Origin of the sequence: Rhizobium binae, from assembly GCF_017357225.1 — a bacterium.
Classification (GTDB): domain Bacteria; phylum Pseudomonadota; class Alphaproteobacteria; order Rhizobiales; family Rhizobiaceae; genus Rhizobium; species Rhizobium binae.
Map to the genome: position 1 here is coordinate 1,256,443 of NZ_CP071604.1, position 19,593 is coordinate 1,276,035.

The window sequence follows — 19,593 nt, forward strand, 5'->3', positions numbered from 1 at the left end:
ATCCGGTTTCGCGACGGCTCGGTTAAAGGAAGCTTAAAGATTTTATCGGATTCTATTTTCGGGGTGCCCGTCCAGCGCAAGTCCGTGATGGGTGGCGGCAGTCGTTCGCTCGATTTGAGCTAGGGGGAAGAGCATGAAGAAATTAGGATTGGGCTTCGGTTCGGATGCCAAGGCCGTCCTGGCCGCGATGAGCAGATCGCAGGCCATCATCGAATTCGACCTCACCGGCAGGATTCTCACCGCCAATGCCAATTTTTGCGCCGCGCTCGGTTACCAATTGTCCGAGATTGTCGGCCAGCATCACCGGATGTTCGTCGAACCCGCGGAAGCCTCGTCGGCCGACTATCGCGAATTCTGGGCGAAGCTCGGCCGAGGCGAGTTCGACCAGCGCCAATATAAGCGTATCGGCAAGGGCGGCAAGGAAATCTGGATCGAAGCCTCCTATAACCCGGTCCTCCGTGGCGGCAAGCCCTACAAGGTGGTGAAATTCGCGACCGATATCACCAGGCAGAAGCTGCAAAGCGCCGAGGATGCCGGCAAGATAAGTGCGCTGTCGCGCGCCCAGGCGGTCATCGAATTCACGCCGAAGGGCGAGATCTTGACGGCCAACGAGAATTTCCTGTCGGCGCTGGGCTATCAGCTCGCCGAGATCCAGGGCCGTCACCATTCGATGTTTTGCGACAGCACTTACGCCAACAGTGACGATTACCGGCGGTTCTGGGCGCGGCTGTCAGCCGGCGAATTCGTGGCCGACGAGTTCCTGCGCATCGGCAAGGGCGGCAAAAAGGTTTATATCCAGGCGTCCTACAATCCGATCTTCGACATGAACGGCAGGGTGTTCAAGGTCGTCAAGTTCGCGACCGACGTGACCGCCCGCGTCAACAACGTCGATCAGCTGGCGGCATCCCTGACGGCTTTGTCCGCCGGCGACCTGACCCAGGAAGTCGCAACCCCGTTCATTCCGACGCTGGAAAAAATCCGGACCGACTTCAACGCCGCCGTCGGCAAGCTGCGCGCAGCGATGCAGGCCGTGGCCGAAAACGCAACCGGCATCGCTGCAGGCGCCCAGCAGGTTCGTTCCGCCTCGGATGATCTGTCGAAGCGCACGGAACAGCAGGCGGCCTCCGTCGAGGAAACCGCCGCCGCGCTTGAACAGATCACCACGACGGTTTCCGATTCCAGCAACCGCGCCCAGGAGGCCGGCCAACTCGTGCGAAGGACCCGCGAGAACGCCGAGCGTTCCGGGGCGGTGGTCCGCAGCGCCGTCGAAGCCATGGGCAAGATCGAGACATCGTCGTCGGAGATCAGCAATATCATCGGCGTGATCGACGAAATCGCGTTTCAGACCAATCTGCTGGCGCTGAACGCCGGCGTCGAGGCGGCCCGGGCGGGAGATGCCGGCAAGGGTTTTGCGGTGGTCGCGCAGGAAGTTCGTGAACTTGCTCAGAGATCCGCCAAAGCGGCGAAGGAGATCAAGGAACTCATCGGTGCCTCCAACGAGCACGTGAAGAGCGGAGTGAGCCTGGTGGGGGAAACCGGCAAGGCCCTCGAAGAGATCGTCGGCCAGGTTCAGCAGGTCAACGGCAATGTTCTTGCGATCGTCGAAAGTTCCAAGGAGCAGGCGACGGGACTGAAGGAAATCAACACTGCCGTCAACACCATGGACCAGGGGACCCAGCAGAATGCGGCCATGGTCGAGGAATCGACGGCTGCCGCCCACAGCCTCGCCAGGGAGGCCGAGGCGCTTTTCCAGCTGCTGGGCCAGTTCAACATCGGCGGCATGGCCTCACGCCGGCAACGCCCCGCCGTGGCAACCGGTGCTTCCAGACCCGCCGCATCGGCGCCGCGGGCAATGATTGCGAAGGTCGGCGCCGCCTTCCATGGCAATGCGGCAGTTGCCGGCGGCGACTGGGAGGAGTTCTGAGGCCGCAGAGGCTCCACGTCATTTCATGAGCTTGCCCATCGTCTCGATCTCGTTCGTCCATAGGCCTGCCGCATAGTTCTGCGGCAGCCGCGCCAGTTGCGCGGGATCGTCGATGCCGGTGGAAAAATCATTGCCGCGATAGGGGCCGAGTACGAAAACCTCAGTGCCGGCGTCCTGCATCCGGTTGAGGAATCGGTCCGGCCAGCCCCAGAGCCAGGGGGCAATGTTGATCGGCACCAGCATCATCCGCCGCTTGCAGGCATCCGGCATGAGGCCGGTCCAACCATAGCCGATATAGCCGAAAAGGCAGCCCTTCAGACTCTGGCGCGAGGCGGTTTTGATATCGGGCACGAGCCGGCGAAGGACGTCGATCGGCGCGTCGCCGCCATAGACGATGATCTCGGCCCGCCGTGTCCTCGAAAGCCCGTTCAGCACGGCGGCGAGCTTTTCCCCTTCGGATGGATCGCGGCTCTTGATATTGATGAGAAAGCGCCGATCCGGAAAGGTCGACAGCACTTGCGCCAGCGTCGGCATCATGCCGATGCCACGACCGCGAAAGGGAAAGGTCCTGCCGCCGTCGGCGGTATAGCCATAGCCGATGTCGAGACCGCGCATGTCAGCCATCGAATGCTCGCGGGTCACGCCGTGGCCGTCGGTGCGGCAGTCGAGCGTCCAGTCATGGAAGACGGCGAATTCCCCGTCCGTCGTCGGATGCACGTCGATCTCGATGATATCGGCGCCGGCGGCAAACCCTGCCTGCATCGAACGGATCGTATTCTCGAGATAATCGTGTTTCGGCGCGAGCATGCGGCTCGCCGTGCAGGTGTCATTCTTCAGATCGGTCTCGTCGAAACGTTGGGCGATGCCGCGATGGGCGAGCAGCACCGGCTTTCCCGGCCGATGCCCGGCAAGCAGGCTTGTATTGTTGAGATAGATGGCGGCTGCGGCGAACGCGACCGCCGCCGCGCAATAGAAAAGCTTCCTGCCCAATCCTGCTCCCCCTGATTGCATCGAAGAAGGCAACAGCTAGAAGGCGATTCTGGTTGTTCTTGGGCTGTTTTCCGGCTTTTCTATGCAGAGCTAAATCTGCCGGAGAGGAGCGCTATTTCCATGGAACCACAGGACGACGAACTCATCCGTTTCGAAGCAGAGGGCGCTGCCCCTTTGCCGCCGGCAACGATCGATGGTCATGTCGCGCGTGATGGCGCCCGCATCTGGTATGCGAGCTATGGCGCCGGCCCTGCCGTCATTCTGCTGCATGGCGGCCTCGGCCACAGCGGCAACTGGGGCTATCAGGTCCCGGCGCTGGTGGGCAGCGGCCGCCGCGTCGTGCTGATCGACAGCCGCGGTCATGGCCGCAGCAGCCGCGATGCCCGTCCCTATAGTTATGAACTGATGGCTGCCGATGTGCTTGCGGTCATGGACGAACTCTCTTTGGACAAAGCGGCCTTTGTCGGCTGGAGCGACGGCGCCTGCATCGCGCTGATCCTCGCCGCCACGGCGCCGTCGCGTGTCGAGGGCGTCTTCTTCTTCGCCTGCAACATGGATCCGAGCGGCACACGGGAATTCGTTCCGACCCCGGTCATCGACCGATGCTTCAGCCGCCACGCCAAGGATTATGCGGCCCTGTCCGCCACGCCGGACGATTTCAATGGCTTCGTCGAGGCGGTCAGCCTGATGATGCGGACGGAGCCGAATTATCACGCCGAAGACCTCGGCCGCATCGGCGTGCCGGTTGCGATCGTGCTCGGCGAACATGACGAATTCATCAAGCCGGAGCACGCCGAATACCTCGCCCGCACGATTCCGAACGCCGAGATGATCTTTTTGCCCGGCGTCAGCCATTTCGCGCCGCTGCAGCGGCCGGCGGAGTTCAACGCCGCAGTGCTGTCCTTCCTCGACGGGCTCCCGTCTTGAATCGCTACCTCTGGCCTCGCGCCCATTTGCCGCTATCTCTTGCTGCATGAGAGCTGATGCGCTGCTTTATCCCGCCCCGGAAGGGCTCTATTGCCCCGAAGGCGGATTCTATGTCGATCCGGTGCGGCCGGTCGAGCGGGCGCTCGTCACCCACGGCCATTCCGATCACGCCCGGCCCGGCCATGTGAACGTGCTTGCCACCCGCCAGACGCTCGACATCATGCGCCTGCGCTACGGCGACGGCTTCTGCGCCAGCGAGCAGGCAGTCGGTTTCAACGAGGAACTGCTGGTCAACGGCGTCAAGGTGAGCTTTCATCCCGCCGGCCACGTGCTTGGCTCCGCGCAGATCGCCATAGAGAAGAACGGCACGCGCATCGTCGTCTCCGGCGACTACAAGCGTCGTCCCGACCCGACCTGCGCGGCCTATGTGCCGGTTGCCTGCGATGTCTTCATCACCGAGGCGACCTTCGGCCTGCCGGTCTTCCACCATCCCGATCCGATGGATGAGACCGGCAAGCTGCTGGCCTCGCTCCGCCAATTCCCCGAGCGCACCCATCTGGTCGGCGCCTATGCGCTGGGCAAGGCCCAGCGGGTCATCCGGCTGCTGCGCGATGCCGGCTACGGCGAACCGATCTATCTTCACGGCGCCATGGAAAAGCTCTGCGACTACTATGTCGGCGAGGGCATCGATCTCGGCGAGCTGCTGCCGGCCACGATCGAGAGCCGCGACAGATCCGCCTTCAAGGGCGCCATCGTCATCGGCCCGTCCTCGGCCTTCGCCGACCGCTGGGCGCGGCGCTTCAACGAGCCGCTGCCGGCCTTCGCCTCCGGCTGGATGATGGTGCGCCAGCGCGCCAAGCAGCTCGGCGTCGAACTGCCGCTCGTCATCTCCGATCATTGCGACTGGCCGGAGCTGACGGAAACGATCCGGGAGCTGCACCCGGCCGAGGTCTGGGTGACCCATGGCCGCGAGGAAGCCCTGGTGCGCTGGTGCCAATTGCACGGCATCAAGGCAAAACCGCTGCATCTGGTGGGCTATGAAGACGAGGCGGATTGAGGCGATGAGTTGTGTCGTGCGCGAAAACCCCTCTCTAGTCGGCCTTGCCGCCATCGCCGGCATCTTCATTCAGGTGCTCGGGCTTGACCCAAGGGATGTCACAGGAAACCAGCCACAGCGCGTCGGCGCGGCAAATGACTCATGCAATGCCGAAGCGTTTCTCGCGCCCAAGGACTTGGGCGCACTGGATTCCTGTGACAGGCACAGGAATGAGGGCGTACCCATTGAGCCTTCCCTCCAGGAGCGGAGGCCGAGATGAAAGCCTTCGCCGATCTCCTCGACCGCCTCGTCCTGACCCCCAGCCGCAACGGTAAGCTCAAGCTGCTGACCGATTATTTCCGCGACACGCCGGATCCCGACCGCGGCTATGGCCTTGCCGCCATCGCCGGCACGCTGGAAGTGCGCAACGTCAAGCCCGCCATGCTGCGCGAGCTGGTGCTGGAGCGCATGGACGAGGTGCTGTTCCGCTATTCCTACGATTATGTCGGCGATCTTGCCGAAACCATCTCGCTCGTCTGGGACAATGAACGGGATATCGACCGTTCCGCCCTTGCCCAGCCGCGCCTCGGCGAGGTCGTCACCCGCATGAATGGACTCGGCCGCACCGAAGTGCGCGGCTATGTCCGCGACCTGCTCGACCGGCTGGATTCCTCCGGCCGCTTCGCCTTCATCAAGCTGGCAACCGGGGCCATGCGCATCGGCGTTTCCGCCCGCCTCGCCAAGCAGGCGCTCGCCGATCTCGGCGGCAAGGACGTCACCGAGATCGAAACCCTCTGGCACGGCCTGCAGCCGCCGTATGAGACACTGTTCCAGTGGCTGACGGGCGGCGGCGACAAACCGGCGCTGGCGACGCCGGCGATCTTCCATTCCGTCATGCTCGCCAATGCGGTGGAGGAGGGCGATCTGACCGGTCTCGCCCCCGGCGACTATGCCGCCGAATGGAAATGGGACGGCATCCGCGTCCAGCTCTCCCGTTCCGGCGACCGGCGCAAGATCTATTCCCGTTCCGGCGACGATATCTCCGGCGCCTTTCCCGATATTCTCGACGCCATCAATTTTTCCGGCGTCGTCGACGGCGAATTGCTGGTCGGCGGCACCGCCCGCTCCAACAGCCCGACCCGCACCTTCTCCGACCTGCAGCAGCGGCTGAACCGCAAGACGGTGACGGCAAGGATGCTCGACGATTACCCTGCCTTCATTCGCGCCTACGACCTGCTGTTCGAGGATGAGGAGGATGTGCGCGGCCGAACCTATGTCGATCGTCGCGATCGCCTCGCCGAGATCATCGACCGCGCCCCCCATGATCGTTTCGATCTTTCACCGCTCGTGCCGTTCTCATCCTGGGAGGAGCTCGATACCCTGCGCGCCGCCCCGCCCGATCCGGTCATCGAAGGCGTAATGATCAAGCGCCGTGACAGCATCTACCAGGCCGGCCGCATGAAGGGTCCCTGGTTCAAGTGGAAGCGCAATCCCTACAACGTCGACGCCGTGCTGATGTATGCCCAGCGCGGCCACGGCAAGCGCTCGAGCTACTATTCCGATTTCACCTTCGGCGTCTGGGCCGACGACGAGGACGGCGAGCAGCTGGTGCCGGTCGGCAAGGCCTATTTCGGTTTCACCGATGCCGAACTCGAGCTGCTCGACAAGTTCGTGCGCAACAATACGACGGAGCGGTTCGGCCCGGTGCGGGCCGTGCGCGCCGACCGGGATTTCGGCTTCGTCGTCGAAGTGGCCTTCGAGGGCATCAATCGCTCGACACGGCACAAATCCGGGGTCGCCATGCGCTTCCCCCGCATCTCCCGCCTTCGCCCCGACAAGCCGCCCAACGAGGCCGACCGGCTGCGCACGCTGATCGCCATGATCGACGCCAAGCCAGGCTGAGCCGCGGGCCGCCTGCGCAACAATGACGCAGGGCGAGATTTTCAACGGGATGTGTCTTGGCGGCGGCGCGGTTTCCGGTGCAAATCTTGCAGACCGGGGAAATGATTTGGGTGCTGCGCATGAGCTCGCATGAACGAAATTCCTTTTTCCGCCAACGCCGTGCCGTGCTGGCGGGCCTTGCCGGCGCGCTCGTCCTGCCGCGCATGGCCGCCGCCTTCGATGTCCCGGAGGAACCGCGCCTTGCCAGGCACGACTACGCCGAGGTTCGCCGCCGTTTTCGCACGAAGCTGCTGCAGAAGGGCCCGGCCCCCGACAAGTACGAATCGCTGGCCGCGCCTGCCGACGCCGAGAAGATCTTCTACCGTTCCGGCTATGGCGGCGAGCTGGAGCTTGCGGCCTGGGTTTCCAAATATAAGCGCGAGCACACCGCAAAGCCTGCCGTGCTTTTCCTGCATGGCGGCAACGCCATGGGCATCGGCCACTGGCAACTGATGAAGCCCTATATGAATGCCGGCTACGTCGTGATGATGCCGTCGCTGCGCGGTGAAAACGGGCAGAGGGGCAATTTCTCCGGCTTTTACGACGAGGTCGACGACGTTCTCGCCGCGGCCGAGCGCCTGGCGCATCTGCCGGGGGTCGATTCCGGGCGCCTGTTCATCGCCGGCCACAGCATCGGCGGCACGCTGACCATGCTGACGGCGATGAGCACCCATAAATTCCGTGCCGCCGCGCCGATTTCAGGCAATCCCAACGCCTTCCGCTTCTTCAATCGCTATCCCCAGGATATCCGCTTCGACGACAGCAATACGCATGAATTCGAGGTGCGTTCGGCCCTCTGCTACGCTCACAGCTTCAAATGCCCCGTCCGGGTCGTCCACGGCACCGAAGAGGCGCATTTCAACGATCGCGCCGGCCTGCTCGCCCGCCGCGCCCGCGCTGCAGGCGCACACATCGAAACCGAAACCGTCGCCGGTAACCACACCACGGCGCTGCCGGCCGAGATCGAACAGAGTATCCGCTTCTTCCACGGCGTGGCGGCCTGATATTCGACAGCCCATGAACCCGCAGCCAGAAGGCAGGTTCATGGGCTTCCTGTATTTTCCGCCTCAACGCCAGCCTCGCGCCAGCCGCGGATGCCATCGTCGTGCCAGTATCGCTGTCTCGCCGATCGTTGATAAGGGTGGTTCCATGAATATTCTGCGCCGGGTCTTCCCGATTGCCGGGCTCGTGATGGTCGCTGCGTCGCTCAGCGGCTGCAACATCCTCATTCCCGATGTCGCCGCCGATTCGCCAGCCCGCTTCGTCCAGGAAACCTCGCCGGTCTTTTATCAGCCGCCGGGCGTCGATCCGCGCCGCGTGCGGCCGATCCCCGATCAGCCGGTGCCGCAGACGCGCGAGCTCTACAGGACCCAGTTCAACCAGACCTATGGCCTACCGGTTACCAACCCCGTGCACGCGACGATGTATGGCGAGCTGCGCGACGAGGGTTTCACCCTGCCGGCGATCCCGGTCAGCCGCGTGCAGCCGCAATACCTGCGCCAGGAGGTCGATTACCAGACGGCCGAGCGCCCCGGCACCGTCGTCGTCGATACCAAGGCGCGTTTCCTCTATTTCGTCGAAGGCAACGGCAAGGCGATGCGCTACGGCGTCGGCCTCGGTCGCGACGGTTACGCCTGGTCGGGCCGCGGCGTAATCCAGTGGAAGCAGAAATGGCCGCGCTGGACGCCGCCGGCCGAAATGGTCTCGCGCCAGCCCGATGTTCGCGCTTTTTCCGCCGAAAACGGCGGTATGAATCCCGGGCTCCAGAACCCGCTCGGCGCGCGCGCCATGTACATCTTCAAGGACGGGCAGGATACGCTCTATCGCATCCACGGCACCCCGGACTGGCAGTCGATCGGCAAGGCCACATCGTCCGGCTGCGTGCGCATGCTGAACCAGGATGTCGTCGATCTCTACGACCGCCTGCCTGCCAGGGCCGAGATCGTTGTGATGTAGCGCTGCAACAGCGCTCTTCATATCGTCGGCTCCACCAGGAACACGTCTGCGTGAAGCTATGGTTTATTTGGCGCAAGCCGATAGATTTCCTTATGTCGTTATCCAGGATTCCCGCATCAAAAGGAAATCAGTCCCGCGTCATGAGTTCCGATAGACATCTTTCCCGCCGAAGCTTTCTTTCCCTTTCGGCCTTGACGGCAGCCTCCGCGCTCACTGGCTGCGCCTCCTCCGCCAACACCGTGACATCGGGCGACACGTCGATCATCTACCGTTCGCCCATGCGCCTTTTCCAGTCGCCGGGAGCATCGAGCGTGCCGAGCGGGGCCGAGCTTGCCGTCATGTACGGCCCGGTCGAAGATGGCGGCTTCCTCATTCCCGCCGTTCCCTATGAACAGATCGATCCGCGCTACTATCGCCAGCGCGTTGTCGATCCCACCGGCCAGCCGCCCGGCACCATCGTCGTCGACACGCCCTCGCGCTTCCTCTATCTCGTTCAGGCCGATGGCACGGCGATGCGTTACGGCGTCGGCATCGGCCGCGAAGGATTTGCCTGGCAGGGATCGGGCGTCATCCAGTGGCGTCAGAGATGGCCGCGCTGGAAGCCGCCGAACGAAATGGTCGCCCGCCAGCCGGAACTCGTCAAATATTCGATCGACAACGGCGGCATGGAGCCCGGTCTGAAGAACCCGCTCGGCGCCCGTGCGCTCTATATCTTCTCGAACGGCGAAGACACGCTCTACCGCCTGCATGGCAATCCCGACTGGCGCTCGATCGGCAAGGCCGTCTCCTCGGGCTGCGTCCGGCTGTTGAACCAGGATATCATCGATCTCTATGATCGCGTTCCGACGAAGGCGCCGATCGTCGTCTGGCAATGATGCCGCCGGGGCGGCCGCCAGCCGGCCGCCTCCACCTGCTTTTCCGCCCGTCATTATCCTGCCAGGAAAAGTTTTATTTCCGGATAGCATTGCTTAATTCGATAAAAGGCCTACATGGTGCCTATCGAATATGCTCGTGACCTTTGTCCATGCGCGATCGCGCTTCGTCAGATCTCCTCTCAGCATCGATACTGCCCGTGGATATCCCTCCCGGGCGCACTCCAACGGTTGAAAGGAAATCGTTATGAATTCAGGCGTCGTCAAGTGGTTCAATGGTACGAAGGGTTTTGGCTTCATCCAGCCCGATGATGGTTCCACGGACGTTTTTGTTCACATTTCGGCAGTCGAACGCGCTGGCATGCGCGAACTCACCGAAGGTCAGAAGGTCCGTTACGACCTCGTTCGCGACAAGCGCTCGGGCAAGAGCGCGGCCGACAACCTTCAGGCCGCATGATTTGTCATTCGCCCTCCAGCGCCGCGCGTCTTCTTAAGACGGGCAAAGGACGCTGTAGCACTTTGGCTGGCCACGGTTGTGACAGCGAGCTGACCACGGATGTACTGGCAGCGAGCTTACCAAACTGGCACCGGAAGGGCTGAGTGACGGGAAGAGGTCGGGTCCGCGCCCGGCCTTTTTGCTTTGATCGCGGCCTTTGATCGACCAATTAAACAGCCGAAGAGTTGAGGGACGCTGCAATGGGCAGACCAAATTACAAAGTCGGCGACACGATCGTGCTGAAATCCGGCCTCACGCGCACCGCGAAAGCCGAGAAACGATGCCGGATCGCCAGCATTTTGCCCAACGACCACGGGCATGTGCAGTATCGCGTCCGGTTCGACGCCGAGAATTTCGAGCGCCGCATCACCGAGGCCGACATCGATACCGGGAAATCACCATGCGAGGCATCCCCCGAGGCGGTGGCAAAGTCGGACGGCGCCGGGTCCTGGCTCAAGCTTTCGAGCATCAGAATCGGGAAATAGTCCCGCGTTTTATTATGGACAGTGCGGCGTCGCCGCCCAAGAAAGGATATCATCTTGCAGGTACTCGTCAGGGATAACAATGTCGATCAGGCGCTCCGTGTGCTCAAGAAGAAGATGCAGCGCGAAGGCCTGTTCCGGGAAATGAAAGCGCGCAGCGCCTTCGAGAAGCCCTCCGAGAAACGCGCCCGCGAAAAAGCCGAAGCCATTCGCCGCCAGCGCAAGCTTGCCCGCAAGAAGCTGCAGCGTGAAGGCCTGTTGCCGGCGCCGAAGAAGGTTCTTCGCGCCCGCTAATCCAGCCGTAAAATCCCGGCCCGGCCGTAGATTGCGGCCCGGCCAGGGAAGCGCGGCTCTCGCGCTGCGGAGCCACTCAAACACCGTCGTCACCTGGGAAAGGGGCACATGACCGCCACCAAGGGAGAATTTTTCAATCCCGCCAAGCTGTCGTCCCGCGACAAAGCGGAAGCCACCGATCACACGGCACGCGCCATCATCGCGGCCGAGGCTTCAGCCCGCGACAAGAAGACGGAAAAGCTGCGGGCGCTGCGTCTGCAGCAGGCGGCCGAATCCGGCGCGGAAGCGGCGCCGGCAAAGAAGCGCCGGTCGCCGGCCAAGTCCGCTCCGCGGCGGTCGTAATCTTCGGCGGGTAAGGTTAGGGAAGAAGCCTCAGCCGCCGGCGGCGCCGGCCCGGCCGAGATTGCCGCGCAGCCGATGCAGCATGTCGCGCATCTGTCCCAGTTCCTCCAGTGTGCAGCCCGCGGCTTGTCCGATCGCCGTCATGATCGTATCGACTTCGGTCTTCATTGCCTCACCCTTCGGGGTCAGCGACACGATCACCTGGCGCTCGTCGCGCAGGTCACGGACGCGCTTGATCAGCCCGCTTTGTTCCAGTCGCTTCAACAGCGGCGACAGCGTGCCGGAATCGAGATCCAGTTGCTCGCCGATCGTCTTCACCGGCAGCTCGCTACGCTCCCACAGCACCAGCATCACCAGATATTGCGGATAGGTGAGGCCGACCTTGTCGAGGATCGGCTTGTAGGCGCGGGTGAAGGCATGCGCCGTCGCATAGACCGCGAAGCACAGCTGCTTTTCCAGCCGCTTCTCCTCCTCCGGTATCTCCATCGTCTTTGCCGTTTGCGCTTTCATATCCACCATCCCCAGCATGATGCCGAAAATTGTGAGCGGTTTTCGGACGACATCATGCTCTCGCTTTAACGTAGAGCAGGATTCAGTTTTTTGGCCCGAGCCGGCCAAAATTCATCCCGCTCCAAGGCTGCAATTGTCCCTCTTTTGGCATCGGAATGCAATTTGCAAAATTAACTTGCGTACAATTTAATTGTGCGATATTAAAAAAATCCAACCCCGATCGAAGGGCCAACCAAAGGAGATTGTCATGCCTATTCTCTATACGACCCAAGCCTCTGCCACCGGCGGCCGCGCCGGCCGCGCCGTTTCCGAAAACGGCGTTCTGGATGTGACGCTGACCGTTCCCAAGGAGCTCGGCGGCGACGGCGCGACCGGCACCAATCCCGAGCAGCTTTTCGCCGCCGGCTATTCCGCCTGCTTCCTCGGCGCCCTGAAATTTGTCGCGGGCCAGCAGAAGGTCAAGATTCCGGAGGAAACGACGGTCTCCGCCAAGGTCGGCATCGGCCCGCGCGAAGACGGTGCCGGCTTCGGCATCGAAGTGGCCCTGACCGTCAACATCCCCGGTCTCGACCGCGAAACCGCCGAGAAGCTCGCTGCCGCAGCCCACATCGTCTGCCCCTACAGCCACGCCATGCGCACCTCGACCGAAGTTCCGGTCACGGTTGCCTGATCCGGGCGCGTTCAGCAAAACTGTCGGCGACGGTCTGCGGCTTCGGTCGGGGCCGTCGCTTTTCTTGCTGCTGACATGAACGCAGCGTTCGTCGCACGGGTCCTCGGGTCAAGCTCCGAGGACGATGGAGCAAGCGGAGGCCTCTTGCTTCCAAACGATCCTGCTCGTCAATCTCCGTCGTGCCCAGGCCTGACCCGAGCACCCAGGCACGCTTGCCGGTGGCATCGCTGGAAACGAAGCGATTTCTCGAATCCAGGGCATGCTCAGTTAGCTCTACTCGGCCATCACCCGCGCTGTAGCGCGGCCCGCGCTGCAGCGCGGCCGGCGCGGCGAGCGGCCGGCTTCGGCGTCTCGTCCGTCATCCCTGACACCGTCTGCAGATCCTGCCGCAGCCGCGCGGAACTTCCATCCGGGAGCTTCTGGTCGAGCGCCGCATGCGTCTCTTTCCAGATCGGCAGCGCTCTCGCCAGCACCGCCTTGCCTTCGCCGGTGAGCACGAGCAGCCGGCCGCGCCTGTCCGTCGGATTTTCCATCACGCTCACCCAGCCCTTGCGCTGCAGTGGCTTCAGGGCCGCCGTCAGCGTCGTCTGGTCCATGGCGAGCAGGGCTGCGACCGGCCCCATCGGCGGCGGCTCCGGCCGGTTCAGCGACATCATCAGTGAAAACTGTCCGTTGGTCAGCCCTGCAGGCCGCAATGCGTCGTCGAACAGGCGGGCGAGCGCCCGCGCCGCTCGCTGCGCATGTAGGCAGAGGCAGGTGTCGCGCACCAGCAGCGTTGTAGAAAAAGGAATTTCAACCGAGTTTGACATGGCCATTTTATATTGATATCAATCTTTCTAGTCAAGGAGAAGGAGATGGGCCGGCTCGCCGGCAGCGCCGGAGGAGGGCGCATTCCATGCAGAACGAAGTTGTTTCCCGCGAGAAATGGCTGGAAGCCCGGCGCGCCCTGCTCTTGAAGGAAAAGGAGGCGACGAAGCTGCGTGACAGCATCAACGCCGCCCGTCTGGCGCTGCCCTGGGTGAGGGTCGACAAGGATTACGTCTTCGACACGCCTGAGGGAGAGAAATCGCTCGCCGATCTCTTCGATGGCCGCAGCCAGCTTTTAATCTATCATTTCATGCTTGGCCCGGACTGGGAGGCCGGCTGCCCCGGCTGCTCCTTCCTGTCCGATCATGTCGACGGCGCCCTGCCGCATCTCAACCATCACGACGTCACCTGGGTCGCCGTCTCGCGCGCGCCCCTCGACAAGATCGCCGCCTATAAAAGGCGGATGGGTTGGAAATTTCCCTGGGTCTCCTCCTTCGGCAGCGATTTCAATTTCGATTACCACGTTTCCTTCAGCCCGAAGGACCTTGCCAAAGACAAGGTCTTTTACAATTTTACACCTATAGAGCCGGCCGAGGCCAATGACGAACTACCGGGTCTCAGCGCCTTCTACCGGAACGACAAGGGCGAGATCTTCCACACCTATTCGAGCTATGCCCGCGGGCCGGAGGAACTGATTGGCACTTTGATGATCCTCGACCGCGCGCCGAAGGGCCGCAACGAGGAGGGCACGATGAATTTCGTGCGCCGCCACGACGAATATGAGGAGGCCAAGGCGCCATCCTGCTGTCACTGAGCCGGGAGATGATGAAACCGCTGAGCGGTTTCGACGACGTCATGTTCCCGGCAATGCCGGAAAACCATGCCGGCATCACTCAAGGGAGAAGAGGATGATGAAGACGGCTGAAGTGCTGAAGGAACATTCCTTCCTGGAACGGATGGTCGGCAACTGGAGCGTCACCGCACCGGAGATGGGCGGCGGCGGCGACTGGACGGAGACCGTCCGCTCGCTGCACGGCATCTGGTTCGTCGCCGAAGGGCACGGCCGCATGCCCGACGGCAAGCAGGCCACCACGATCCTGACGCTCGGCTACAACGCCGAAAAGGGCAAGTATGTCGGCAGCTGGATCGGCTCGATGATGGACTTCATGTGGGTCTATGAAGGCGAGGTCGATGTCTCCGGCAACGTGCTCGACCTCTATACGACGGGACCCGACTTCAGTGGCGAGGGCCTGGCCGATTACCGCGAGCAGATCACCTTCATCAACGCAGATCACCGCACCTTCACCTCCAGCGCCAGACAGGACGACGGTTCGTGGAAGCAGTTCATGGAAGCGCATTACACCCGCAAGATCTGACAATCACGGCGCCGCAAACAGCCAAGGCGTCAGAAGAGGGAGAATATGATGTCCGAGACGCATGGAAAGTTCATCTGGTGCGAGCTGATGACCCCCGACACGGCGGCTGCCGCGAAATTCTACAGCTCCGTCGTCGGCTGGACCACCTCCGAGATGAAGGTGGAGGGCATGCCGACCTATACGGTCTTCCAGGCCGGCGGCATCGGCGTTGCCGGTCTGATGGAGTTCCCGGCCGAACTCGAAGGCCAGGGCATCCCGCCGAACTGGACGGGTTATGTCGACGTCGACGATGTCGACCAGTCGGCAAGGGATTTCGCCGCCAGTGGCGGTACGGTCCGCCGTCCGCCGGAAGACATCCCCACCGTCGGCCGCTTCGCTGTCGTCGCCGATCCGGACGGCGCGGTGCTCTGCATCATGACGCCGGCGCCGATGGAACAGACCTGGCCTGAACTCGCCTTCGACGCGCCGGGCAACATCGGCTGGCGCGAGCTCTATTCCGGCAACGGCAAGGACGCGCTCGCCTTTTATTCCAAGCTGTTCGGCTGGACGAAGGACAGCGAAATGGACATGGGCCCGATGGGCGTCTACTACATCTTCGCCCATGGCGGCCGGCAGACCGGCGGCATGATGACCAAGCCGGACAACATACCGATGCCCTTCTGGTGCTACTATTTCATCGTGCCCACCCTCGACGCCGCGATCGAACGCGTCACCGCGGGCGGTGGCAAGGTCGTCCACGGCCCGATGGAAGTCCCCGGCGGCAGCTGGATCATCCAGGCCACCGACCCCCAGGGAGCCTTCTTCTGCCTGGTGGCGCCGAAGCGGTAGTGTTTTCGGTGTGTCGTTGACGGTGCACCGTGTGGCCGGCCCCTCATCCGGCTGCCGCCACCGTCCTGCAGACCCCCGTAAACGGGGCGAAGGGGATATGCCGCACCAGTTTCGTTAATTCGTGACGTTGCGTTTGGCACGTCCCCTCTCCGCGTTTTTACGGGGAGAGGGGCAGTGCCTTGCGCCATCATCCCCGCGATCCCACCGAAGCAAAGAAACCCACCGGGCTTTCTACCTCCACCAGCCGCTTCTTCTCGATCAGCCAGAAGCGGTTGCCCACCGCCCGCACGAAACTGCGGTCGTGCGAGACCAGCAGGCAGCTCGCATCGTGCGCCATCAACTCGCTTTCAAGCGCTTCCTGTCCCTCGATGTCGAGGTGATTGGTCGGCTCGTCGAGCAGATAGAAATTCGGCTCCGTCAGCCTGAGCACCAGCATGCCGAGCCGCGCCTTCTGGCCGCCGGAGAGCTGGCCGATCGGTTTTGCCTGCATGTCGATCGTCATGCCGGCGCCGGCCAACAGGGCGCGTGCCCTGTGGTCGCCGACATCGAAGCGGCGGATGATCGTGCCGATCGGCGTGTCGCCGTCGGCAAGATCGGCGAGCGCCTGGTCGCCATAACCGAGAACCAGCGACGGCGTCGCCTTGATCCCGCCAGGCGCCGTCTCCGGCCTTTCGATCGCCTGTCTCAGCATCGACACCAGCCGCGACTTGCCGGCGCCGTTGAGACCGAGGAGCACGATGCGGTCATCCTGGCAGATGAATTGCCGGCCGGTCCTGAAGAGCAGCGTTCCATCCGGCGTCGTCACCGCCGCGTCTTCCAGCGTCACCAGCACCTTGGCATGCGTGCCGCGGTTGGCAAGCCGGATGCCGCCGGCCGAACGCTCCAGATGCGCGGGTTTTGCCGCATCCTCCAGCTTCTCCGCCCGCTGTTTCAGCTGCTTCGTCTTGACGACGAGCAGGTCGCTGCCGGAATTGATGCCGATATTGTTGAGCTTGGCCGCCTGCCTGCGCAGCTGTTCCGCCGTCTTGATGTCACGCTCGTATCGCCGCGCGTCGGAAGCGTCGGCCTCGTCGAGGGCGGTGCGCGCTCTGGAATAGGGAAGCGCAAAGACCTGCGATTGCTCCGGCCGCAGGAACAGCGTCCGGTTGGTCGTCGCATCGAGGAAGGCGCGGTCATGGCTGGACAGGATGACCGGCACGTCGCGCGGCAAGGCGTTGAGCCAGCTTTCCAGCTGCGCGATCTTTTCGAGGTCGAGATGATTGGTCGGCTCGTCGAGCAGCAGCACGTCGGGCTCGCTGACCCAGGCGCGGGCCAGCATGGCGAGCCGCTGCCAGCCGCCGCTCAATTGCCGCAGCGGCCGGCCGCGCATGGCCTCCGGCACCTCCAGCGATTCCAGCACGACATCGACGCGCCAGCTCTCGTTTTCGGCCTGGTCGGCCGGCAGCGCCTGCAGCACCGCCTCATGGAACGGCGCATCGAAAAGGGCCGCCGGCACATTCTGCGCGACATGGCCGATGGTGAGCCCGCGCGCCTTGGTGATCTCGCCCTCGTTCGGCTCGAGCGCGCCGGTGAGGCAGGCGAGCAGCGTCGATTTCCCCCGCCCATTGGCGGCGACGAGACCGATGCGGTCGCCGGCGTTCACGACGAGGTTGAGCTTGGAAAACAAGGGGTTGCCCAGCGTGATGCCGAGATTGCGGATAGCGATGAGGGTCATGATGGTTCTCTGGTCTTGACCGGGAGCGGCGCATCCGGGGCATCAGCCATCACGGAATTGCGCCTATTGGGCCCGGGAGTTACAGGAATGCGGGCAGCTTGGGATACGGTGCCGCATTGGCCACGAGGGCAGACCAGGAAGGGATGTCGAGAACGGCCTCTGGTCAGCCCTGCAAACGCATTTGCAGGGCGTCGACGGGACCACGCTGGCGATGATGCCGGAAGTAGTGTTGCATACGTGATCCTCCTTTCTCGAAAGGGTTGCAGCAGTGAAATACCATTGCCCGCAGGAAGAGGCAAGAGAACCGCCGGCGCGCGTTGCCCAAGAGAGCCTCATCCTGAGTCGCCCCCGCAGGGGCCTCGAAGGACGAGGCGGGTGCGCTGACGCGAGGCGTAGCGTTGGAGCGTGTCGTTCGAGGCTCCGGCCTATGGCCTGCGCGCCTCAGGATAAGGGAGGTTGGTGGGTGCCGCGCTCCGGATAGGGGGCGCAAGTGGCTGTCTCTCTAACCCACCGGCTCACCGCCAGCCAATTCCAGTCGCCGCTCTATCCCGATGTTCTCAAGAAATCTCTCGTCATGGCTGACGACGATGAGCGCCCCGTCATAGGCACGCAGCCCGGCCTCGACCGCTGATATCGAATCGATGTCGAGATGGTTGGTCGGCTCGTCGAGGATCAGCAGCGGCGGCGGTGCGGAGCCGAGAACGCAGGCAAGGCCGGCGCGCAGCAATTGTCCGCCGCCCAACGTCGAGACAACCTGCAGTGCCGCGTCGGCCCTGAACACGAAGCGGGCGAGGGCGGCCCGGCAGGTGTTTTCATCGGCCTGCGGGTTGATCCGGCGGAAATTGTCGCGGATCGAGCCCGAGGGATCGAGAAGGCTGACCTTCTGATCGAGCATCGCAAAACCGGTCATGACCGCGACGGTGCCGGCCCAGGGCCTGAGTTCGCCGGTGAGAAGCGAAAGCAGCGTCGTCTTGCCAGAGCCGTTCGGCCCGGTGACGGCAATCCGTTCCGGCCCGGTCACGGCGAAAGAGAGATCGCCGATGACGGGATCATCAGGCCGATAGCCGGCTGTGACGCCTTCCATCTTCAGCACGGTCTTATTGGCGGCGAGGCCGGTCGGCGGCAGGCGCACCGACAAGGGCTGGAGGATCTCGATCTTCTCGCGCGCCGCCTTTGCGTCTTCCTGTGCCGCCGCGCGCCGGCGTTCGGCAAGACGGGCGTTGTCGCCGCCGGTCGTTTCGCTTCGTTCCTTCATGCCGCCGAGCATGATGCGCGGGATGCCGCCCTTGACGGCCATCTTCCGCCCGGCGCTGTCCCGGCGCGCCTGGCGTTCCACCGTGGCCTGCGCCTTGCGCGCCACCTCGGCCAAGCGCTTTTCGGCATCGGCAAGGTCATGTTCGGCTGCCGCAAGCTCCAGCGCCTTGCGCTCGCGATATTGGCTCCAGTTGCCGCCGTAGCGGGTGGCGCCGAGCGACGTCAATTCGACGATCGCATCCATGCTTTCGAGCAGTTCCCGGTCATGGCTGACGATGATCGCCCCGGCCCGCCAGCCAGATATCAGCGCGATCACCGCATCGCGGCCTTCGCGGTCGAGATTGTTTGTCGGTTCGTCGAGCAGCAAAAAATCCGGTTCGGTGAAGACAAGGGCCGCAAGCCCGGCGCGGGTGCGCTGCCCGCCGGAAAGCGCGGCAAGCCGTGTCTGTGGCTCTGCGTCGAGCCCGATGCGATCAAGGGCTGCGGCCATGCGCGCCTCTAGCGTCCAGTCCGCCGCTGAAAGCTCGTCGGCCGTTGCCGCGCCAGCTTCGGCACGGTGAAGAAGGCCGAGCGCCCCGACCACACCGAAGAGATCGGCAATGGTTTCGTTGGGCGCGACCTGAACGCTCTGCCGGAGGAGGCCGAGGCTGCCGCTGACCGATAGCGTCCCCGACTGCGGCTGGATATCCCCAGAGACGAGCTTCAGCAGCGTCGTCTTGCCGACGCCGTTGCGCCCGATAAGGCCGGAGCGCTCCGGCCCGAAACTCAGATCGAGATCGGAAAAAAGCGGCCGTCCGTCAGGCGTGGCCCATGAAATTTTGGAGAGAGTGATGGATGCAGGCATGGATATGGATTTCCCCGTTGGCAAGGCGAACTGGCATTGCGATCGGGTTGAAATCCATTGCGGCACACATCCTGTTGAAATGGTCGATGGCTGGGGATCTAGGGAAGAAGGGCGCCGGGTTCAAGGCAAAGCGGCGATTCTGCATTCTTTCAGGCATGTGTTTGCCCCTCACCCTGGCCCCGCACGGGGAGAGGGACGTGCCCTATGAGAGGCCTTGAGACGAACGGAGAGGTCGCGGCATGGTCCCTTCGCCCCGTTTACGGTCTGCAGGACGGGACGAGACCCGTGGCTCGACCCCGGTCGATGCCGGCAGGCGGATGAGGGGCTCAC

Annotated in this window: 20 protein-coding genes; 15 read left to right on the forward strand and 5 right to left on the reverse strand. The window is 63.3% G+C overall.

Features of this window, described 5'->3' with window-relative positions:
* Positions 1 to 133: 133 nt before the first annotated feature.
* Positions 134 to 1,924 carry a methyl-accepting chemotaxis protein gene (locus J2J99_RS06090; RefSeq protein ID WP_168294360.1) on the forward strand — a complete coding sequence of 597 codons (1,791 nt, stop codon included), beginning with the start codon at positions 134 to 136 and terminating at the stop codon, positions 1,922 to 1,924.
* An 18-nt stretch (positions 1,925 to 1,942) separates the two neighbouring features.
* Here J2J99_RS06090 and J2J99_RS06095 read toward each other — a convergent pair whose 3' ends face one another.
* Positions 1,943 to 2,914, reverse strand: a complete 972-nt coding sequence (locus tag J2J99_RS06095; RefSeq protein WP_168294359.1) for a glycerophosphodiester phosphodiesterase family protein — start codon at positions 2,912 to 2,914, stop codon at positions 1,943 to 1,945.
* A 120-nt stretch (positions 2,915 to 3,034) separates the two neighbouring features.
* On the opposite strand from J2J99_RS06095, the gene J2J99_RS06100 reads away from it, so the two are divergent.
* The 10 genes from J2J99_RS06100 (at position 3,035) to J2J99_RS06145 (ending at position 11,260) form a co-directional block, all read left to right on the forward strand.
* The gene (locus J2J99_RS06100) at positions 3,035 to 3,841 is read left to right on the forward strand and encodes an alpha/beta fold hydrolase (RefSeq protein WP_168294358.1); all 807 of its coding nucleotides are present in this window, start codon (positions 3,035 to 3,037) and stop codon (positions 3,839 to 3,841) included.
* Positions 3,842 to 3,887: 46 nt separating this feature from the next.
* Positions 3,888 to 4,898: a ligase-associated DNA damage response exonuclease gene (locus J2J99_RS06105; protein WP_168294357.1), complete on the forward strand. Its 1,011-nt coding sequence runs from the start codon at positions 3,888 to 3,890 to the stop codon at positions 4,896 to 4,898.
* Positions 4,899 to 5,153: 255 nt separating this feature from the next.
* A complete protein-coding gene (locus J2J99_RS06110) occupies positions 5,154 to 6,779 on the forward strand; it encodes a cisplatin damage response ATP-dependent DNA ligase (protein ID WP_168294356.1) in 1,626 nt (541 codons plus the stop codon).
* A gap of 119 nt (positions 6,780 to 6,898) precedes the next feature.
* Entirely contained in the window at positions 6,899 to 7,822 is a 924-nt protein-coding gene (locus J2J99_RS06115; RefSeq protein WP_168294355.1) for an alpha/beta fold hydrolase, read from the forward strand.
* Between the two features lie 145 nt (positions 7,823 to 7,967).
* Positions 7,968 to 8,774, forward strand: coding sequence for a L,D-transpeptidase (locus J2J99_RS06120; RefSeq protein WP_168294354.1), 807 nt, complete (start codon positions 7,968 to 7,970; stop codon positions 8,772 to 8,774).
* Between the two features lie 140 nt (positions 8,775 to 8,914).
* Entirely contained in the window at positions 8,915 to 9,649 is a 735-nt protein-coding gene (locus J2J99_RS06125) for a L,D-transpeptidase family protein (RefSeq protein WP_168294353.1), read from the forward strand.
* Between the two features lie 244 nt (positions 9,650 to 9,893).
* Positions 9,894 to 10,103 carry a cold-shock protein gene (locus J2J99_RS06130; protein ID WP_085777399.1) on the forward strand — a complete coding sequence of 70 codons (210 nt, stop codon included), beginning with the start codon at positions 9,894 to 9,896 and terminating at the stop codon, positions 10,101 to 10,103.
* A gap of 239 nt (positions 10,104 to 10,342) precedes the next feature.
* Positions 10,343 to 10,627 (forward strand): cold-shock protein, encoded by a 285-nt coding sequence (locus J2J99_RS06135; RefSeq protein WP_097582792.1) that lies wholly within the window; start codon positions 10,343 to 10,345, stop codon positions 10,625 to 10,627.
* Positions 10,628 to 10,681: 54 nt separating this feature from the next.
* Positions 10,682 to 10,918: a 30S ribosomal protein S21 gene (gene rpsU / locus J2J99_RS06140; protein WP_003569533.1), complete on the forward strand. Its 237-nt coding sequence runs from the start codon at positions 10,682 to 10,684 to the stop codon at positions 10,916 to 10,918.
* Between the two features lie 108 nt (positions 10,919 to 11,026).
* The gene (locus tag J2J99_RS06145; RefSeq protein WP_168294352.1) at positions 11,027 to 11,260 is read left to right on the forward strand and encodes a hypothetical protein; all 234 of its coding nucleotides are present in this window, start codon (positions 11,027 to 11,029) and stop codon (positions 11,258 to 11,260) included.
* Between the two features lie 30 nt (positions 11,261 to 11,290).
* Here the strand turns inward: J2J99_RS06145 and J2J99_RS06150 are convergent, their stop codons facing one another.
* Entirely contained in the window at positions 11,291 to 11,779 is a 489-nt protein-coding gene (locus J2J99_RS06150; RefSeq protein WP_168294351.1) for a MarR family winged helix-turn-helix transcriptional regulator, read from the reverse strand.
* 238 nt (positions 11,780 to 12,017) lie between these two features.
* Here J2J99_RS06150 and J2J99_RS06155 point away from each other — a divergent pair, with 238 nt between their 5' ends.
* Entirely contained in the window at positions 12,018 to 12,440 is a 423-nt protein-coding gene (locus tag J2J99_RS06155) for an organic hydroperoxide resistance protein (RefSeq protein WP_168294350.1), read from the forward strand.
* A gap of 284 nt (positions 12,441 to 12,724) precedes the next feature.
* On the opposite strand, the gene J2J99_RS06160 is transcribed toward J2J99_RS06155, so the two are convergent.
* The gene (locus tag J2J99_RS06160) at positions 12,725 to 13,249 is read right to left on the reverse strand and encodes a MarR family winged helix-turn-helix transcriptional regulator (RefSeq protein WP_168294349.1); all 525 of its coding nucleotides are present in this window, start codon (positions 13,247 to 13,249) and stop codon (positions 12,725 to 12,727) included.
* Positions 13,250 to 13,335: 86 nt separating this feature from the next.
* On the opposite strand from J2J99_RS06160, the gene J2J99_RS06165 reads away from it, so the two are divergent.
* The 3 genes from J2J99_RS06165 to J2J99_RS06175 all read left to right on the forward strand — a co-directional run bounded on the left by J2J99_RS06165 (position 13,336) and on the right by J2J99_RS06175 (position 15,451).
* Positions 13,336 to 14,061 carry a DUF899 domain-containing protein gene (locus J2J99_RS06165; protein WP_168294348.1) on the forward strand — a complete coding sequence of 242 codons (726 nt, stop codon included), beginning with the start codon at positions 13,336 to 13,338 and terminating at the stop codon, positions 14,059 to 14,061.
* Positions 14,062 to 14,155: 94 nt separating this feature from the next.
* On the forward strand, positions 14,156 to 14,623 hold the full coding sequence (locus tag J2J99_RS06170) for a DUF1579 domain-containing protein (RefSeq protein WP_168294347.1): 468 nt from the start codon (positions 14,156 to 14,158) through the stop codon (positions 14,621 to 14,623).
* 48 nt (positions 14,624 to 14,671) lie between these two features.
* A complete protein-coding gene (locus J2J99_RS06175; RefSeq protein WP_168294428.1) occupies positions 14,672 to 15,451 on the forward strand; it encodes a VOC family protein in 780 nt (259 codons plus the stop codon).
* Between the two features lie 187 nt (positions 15,452 to 15,638).
* Here J2J99_RS06175 and J2J99_RS06180 read toward each other — a convergent pair whose 3' ends face one another.
* Entirely contained in the window at positions 15,639 to 17,165 is a 1,527-nt protein-coding gene (locus J2J99_RS06180) for an ABC-F family ATP-binding cassette domain-containing protein (RefSeq protein ID WP_168294346.1), read from the reverse strand.
* 502 nt (positions 17,166 to 17,667) lie between these two features.
* On the reverse strand, positions 17,668 to 19,263 hold the full coding sequence (locus J2J99_RS06185; RefSeq protein ID WP_168294345.1) for an ABC-F family ATP-binding cassette domain-containing protein: 1,596 nt from the start codon (positions 19,261 to 19,263) through the stop codon (positions 17,668 to 17,670).
* Positions 19,264 to 19,593 lie beyond the last annotated feature (330 nt).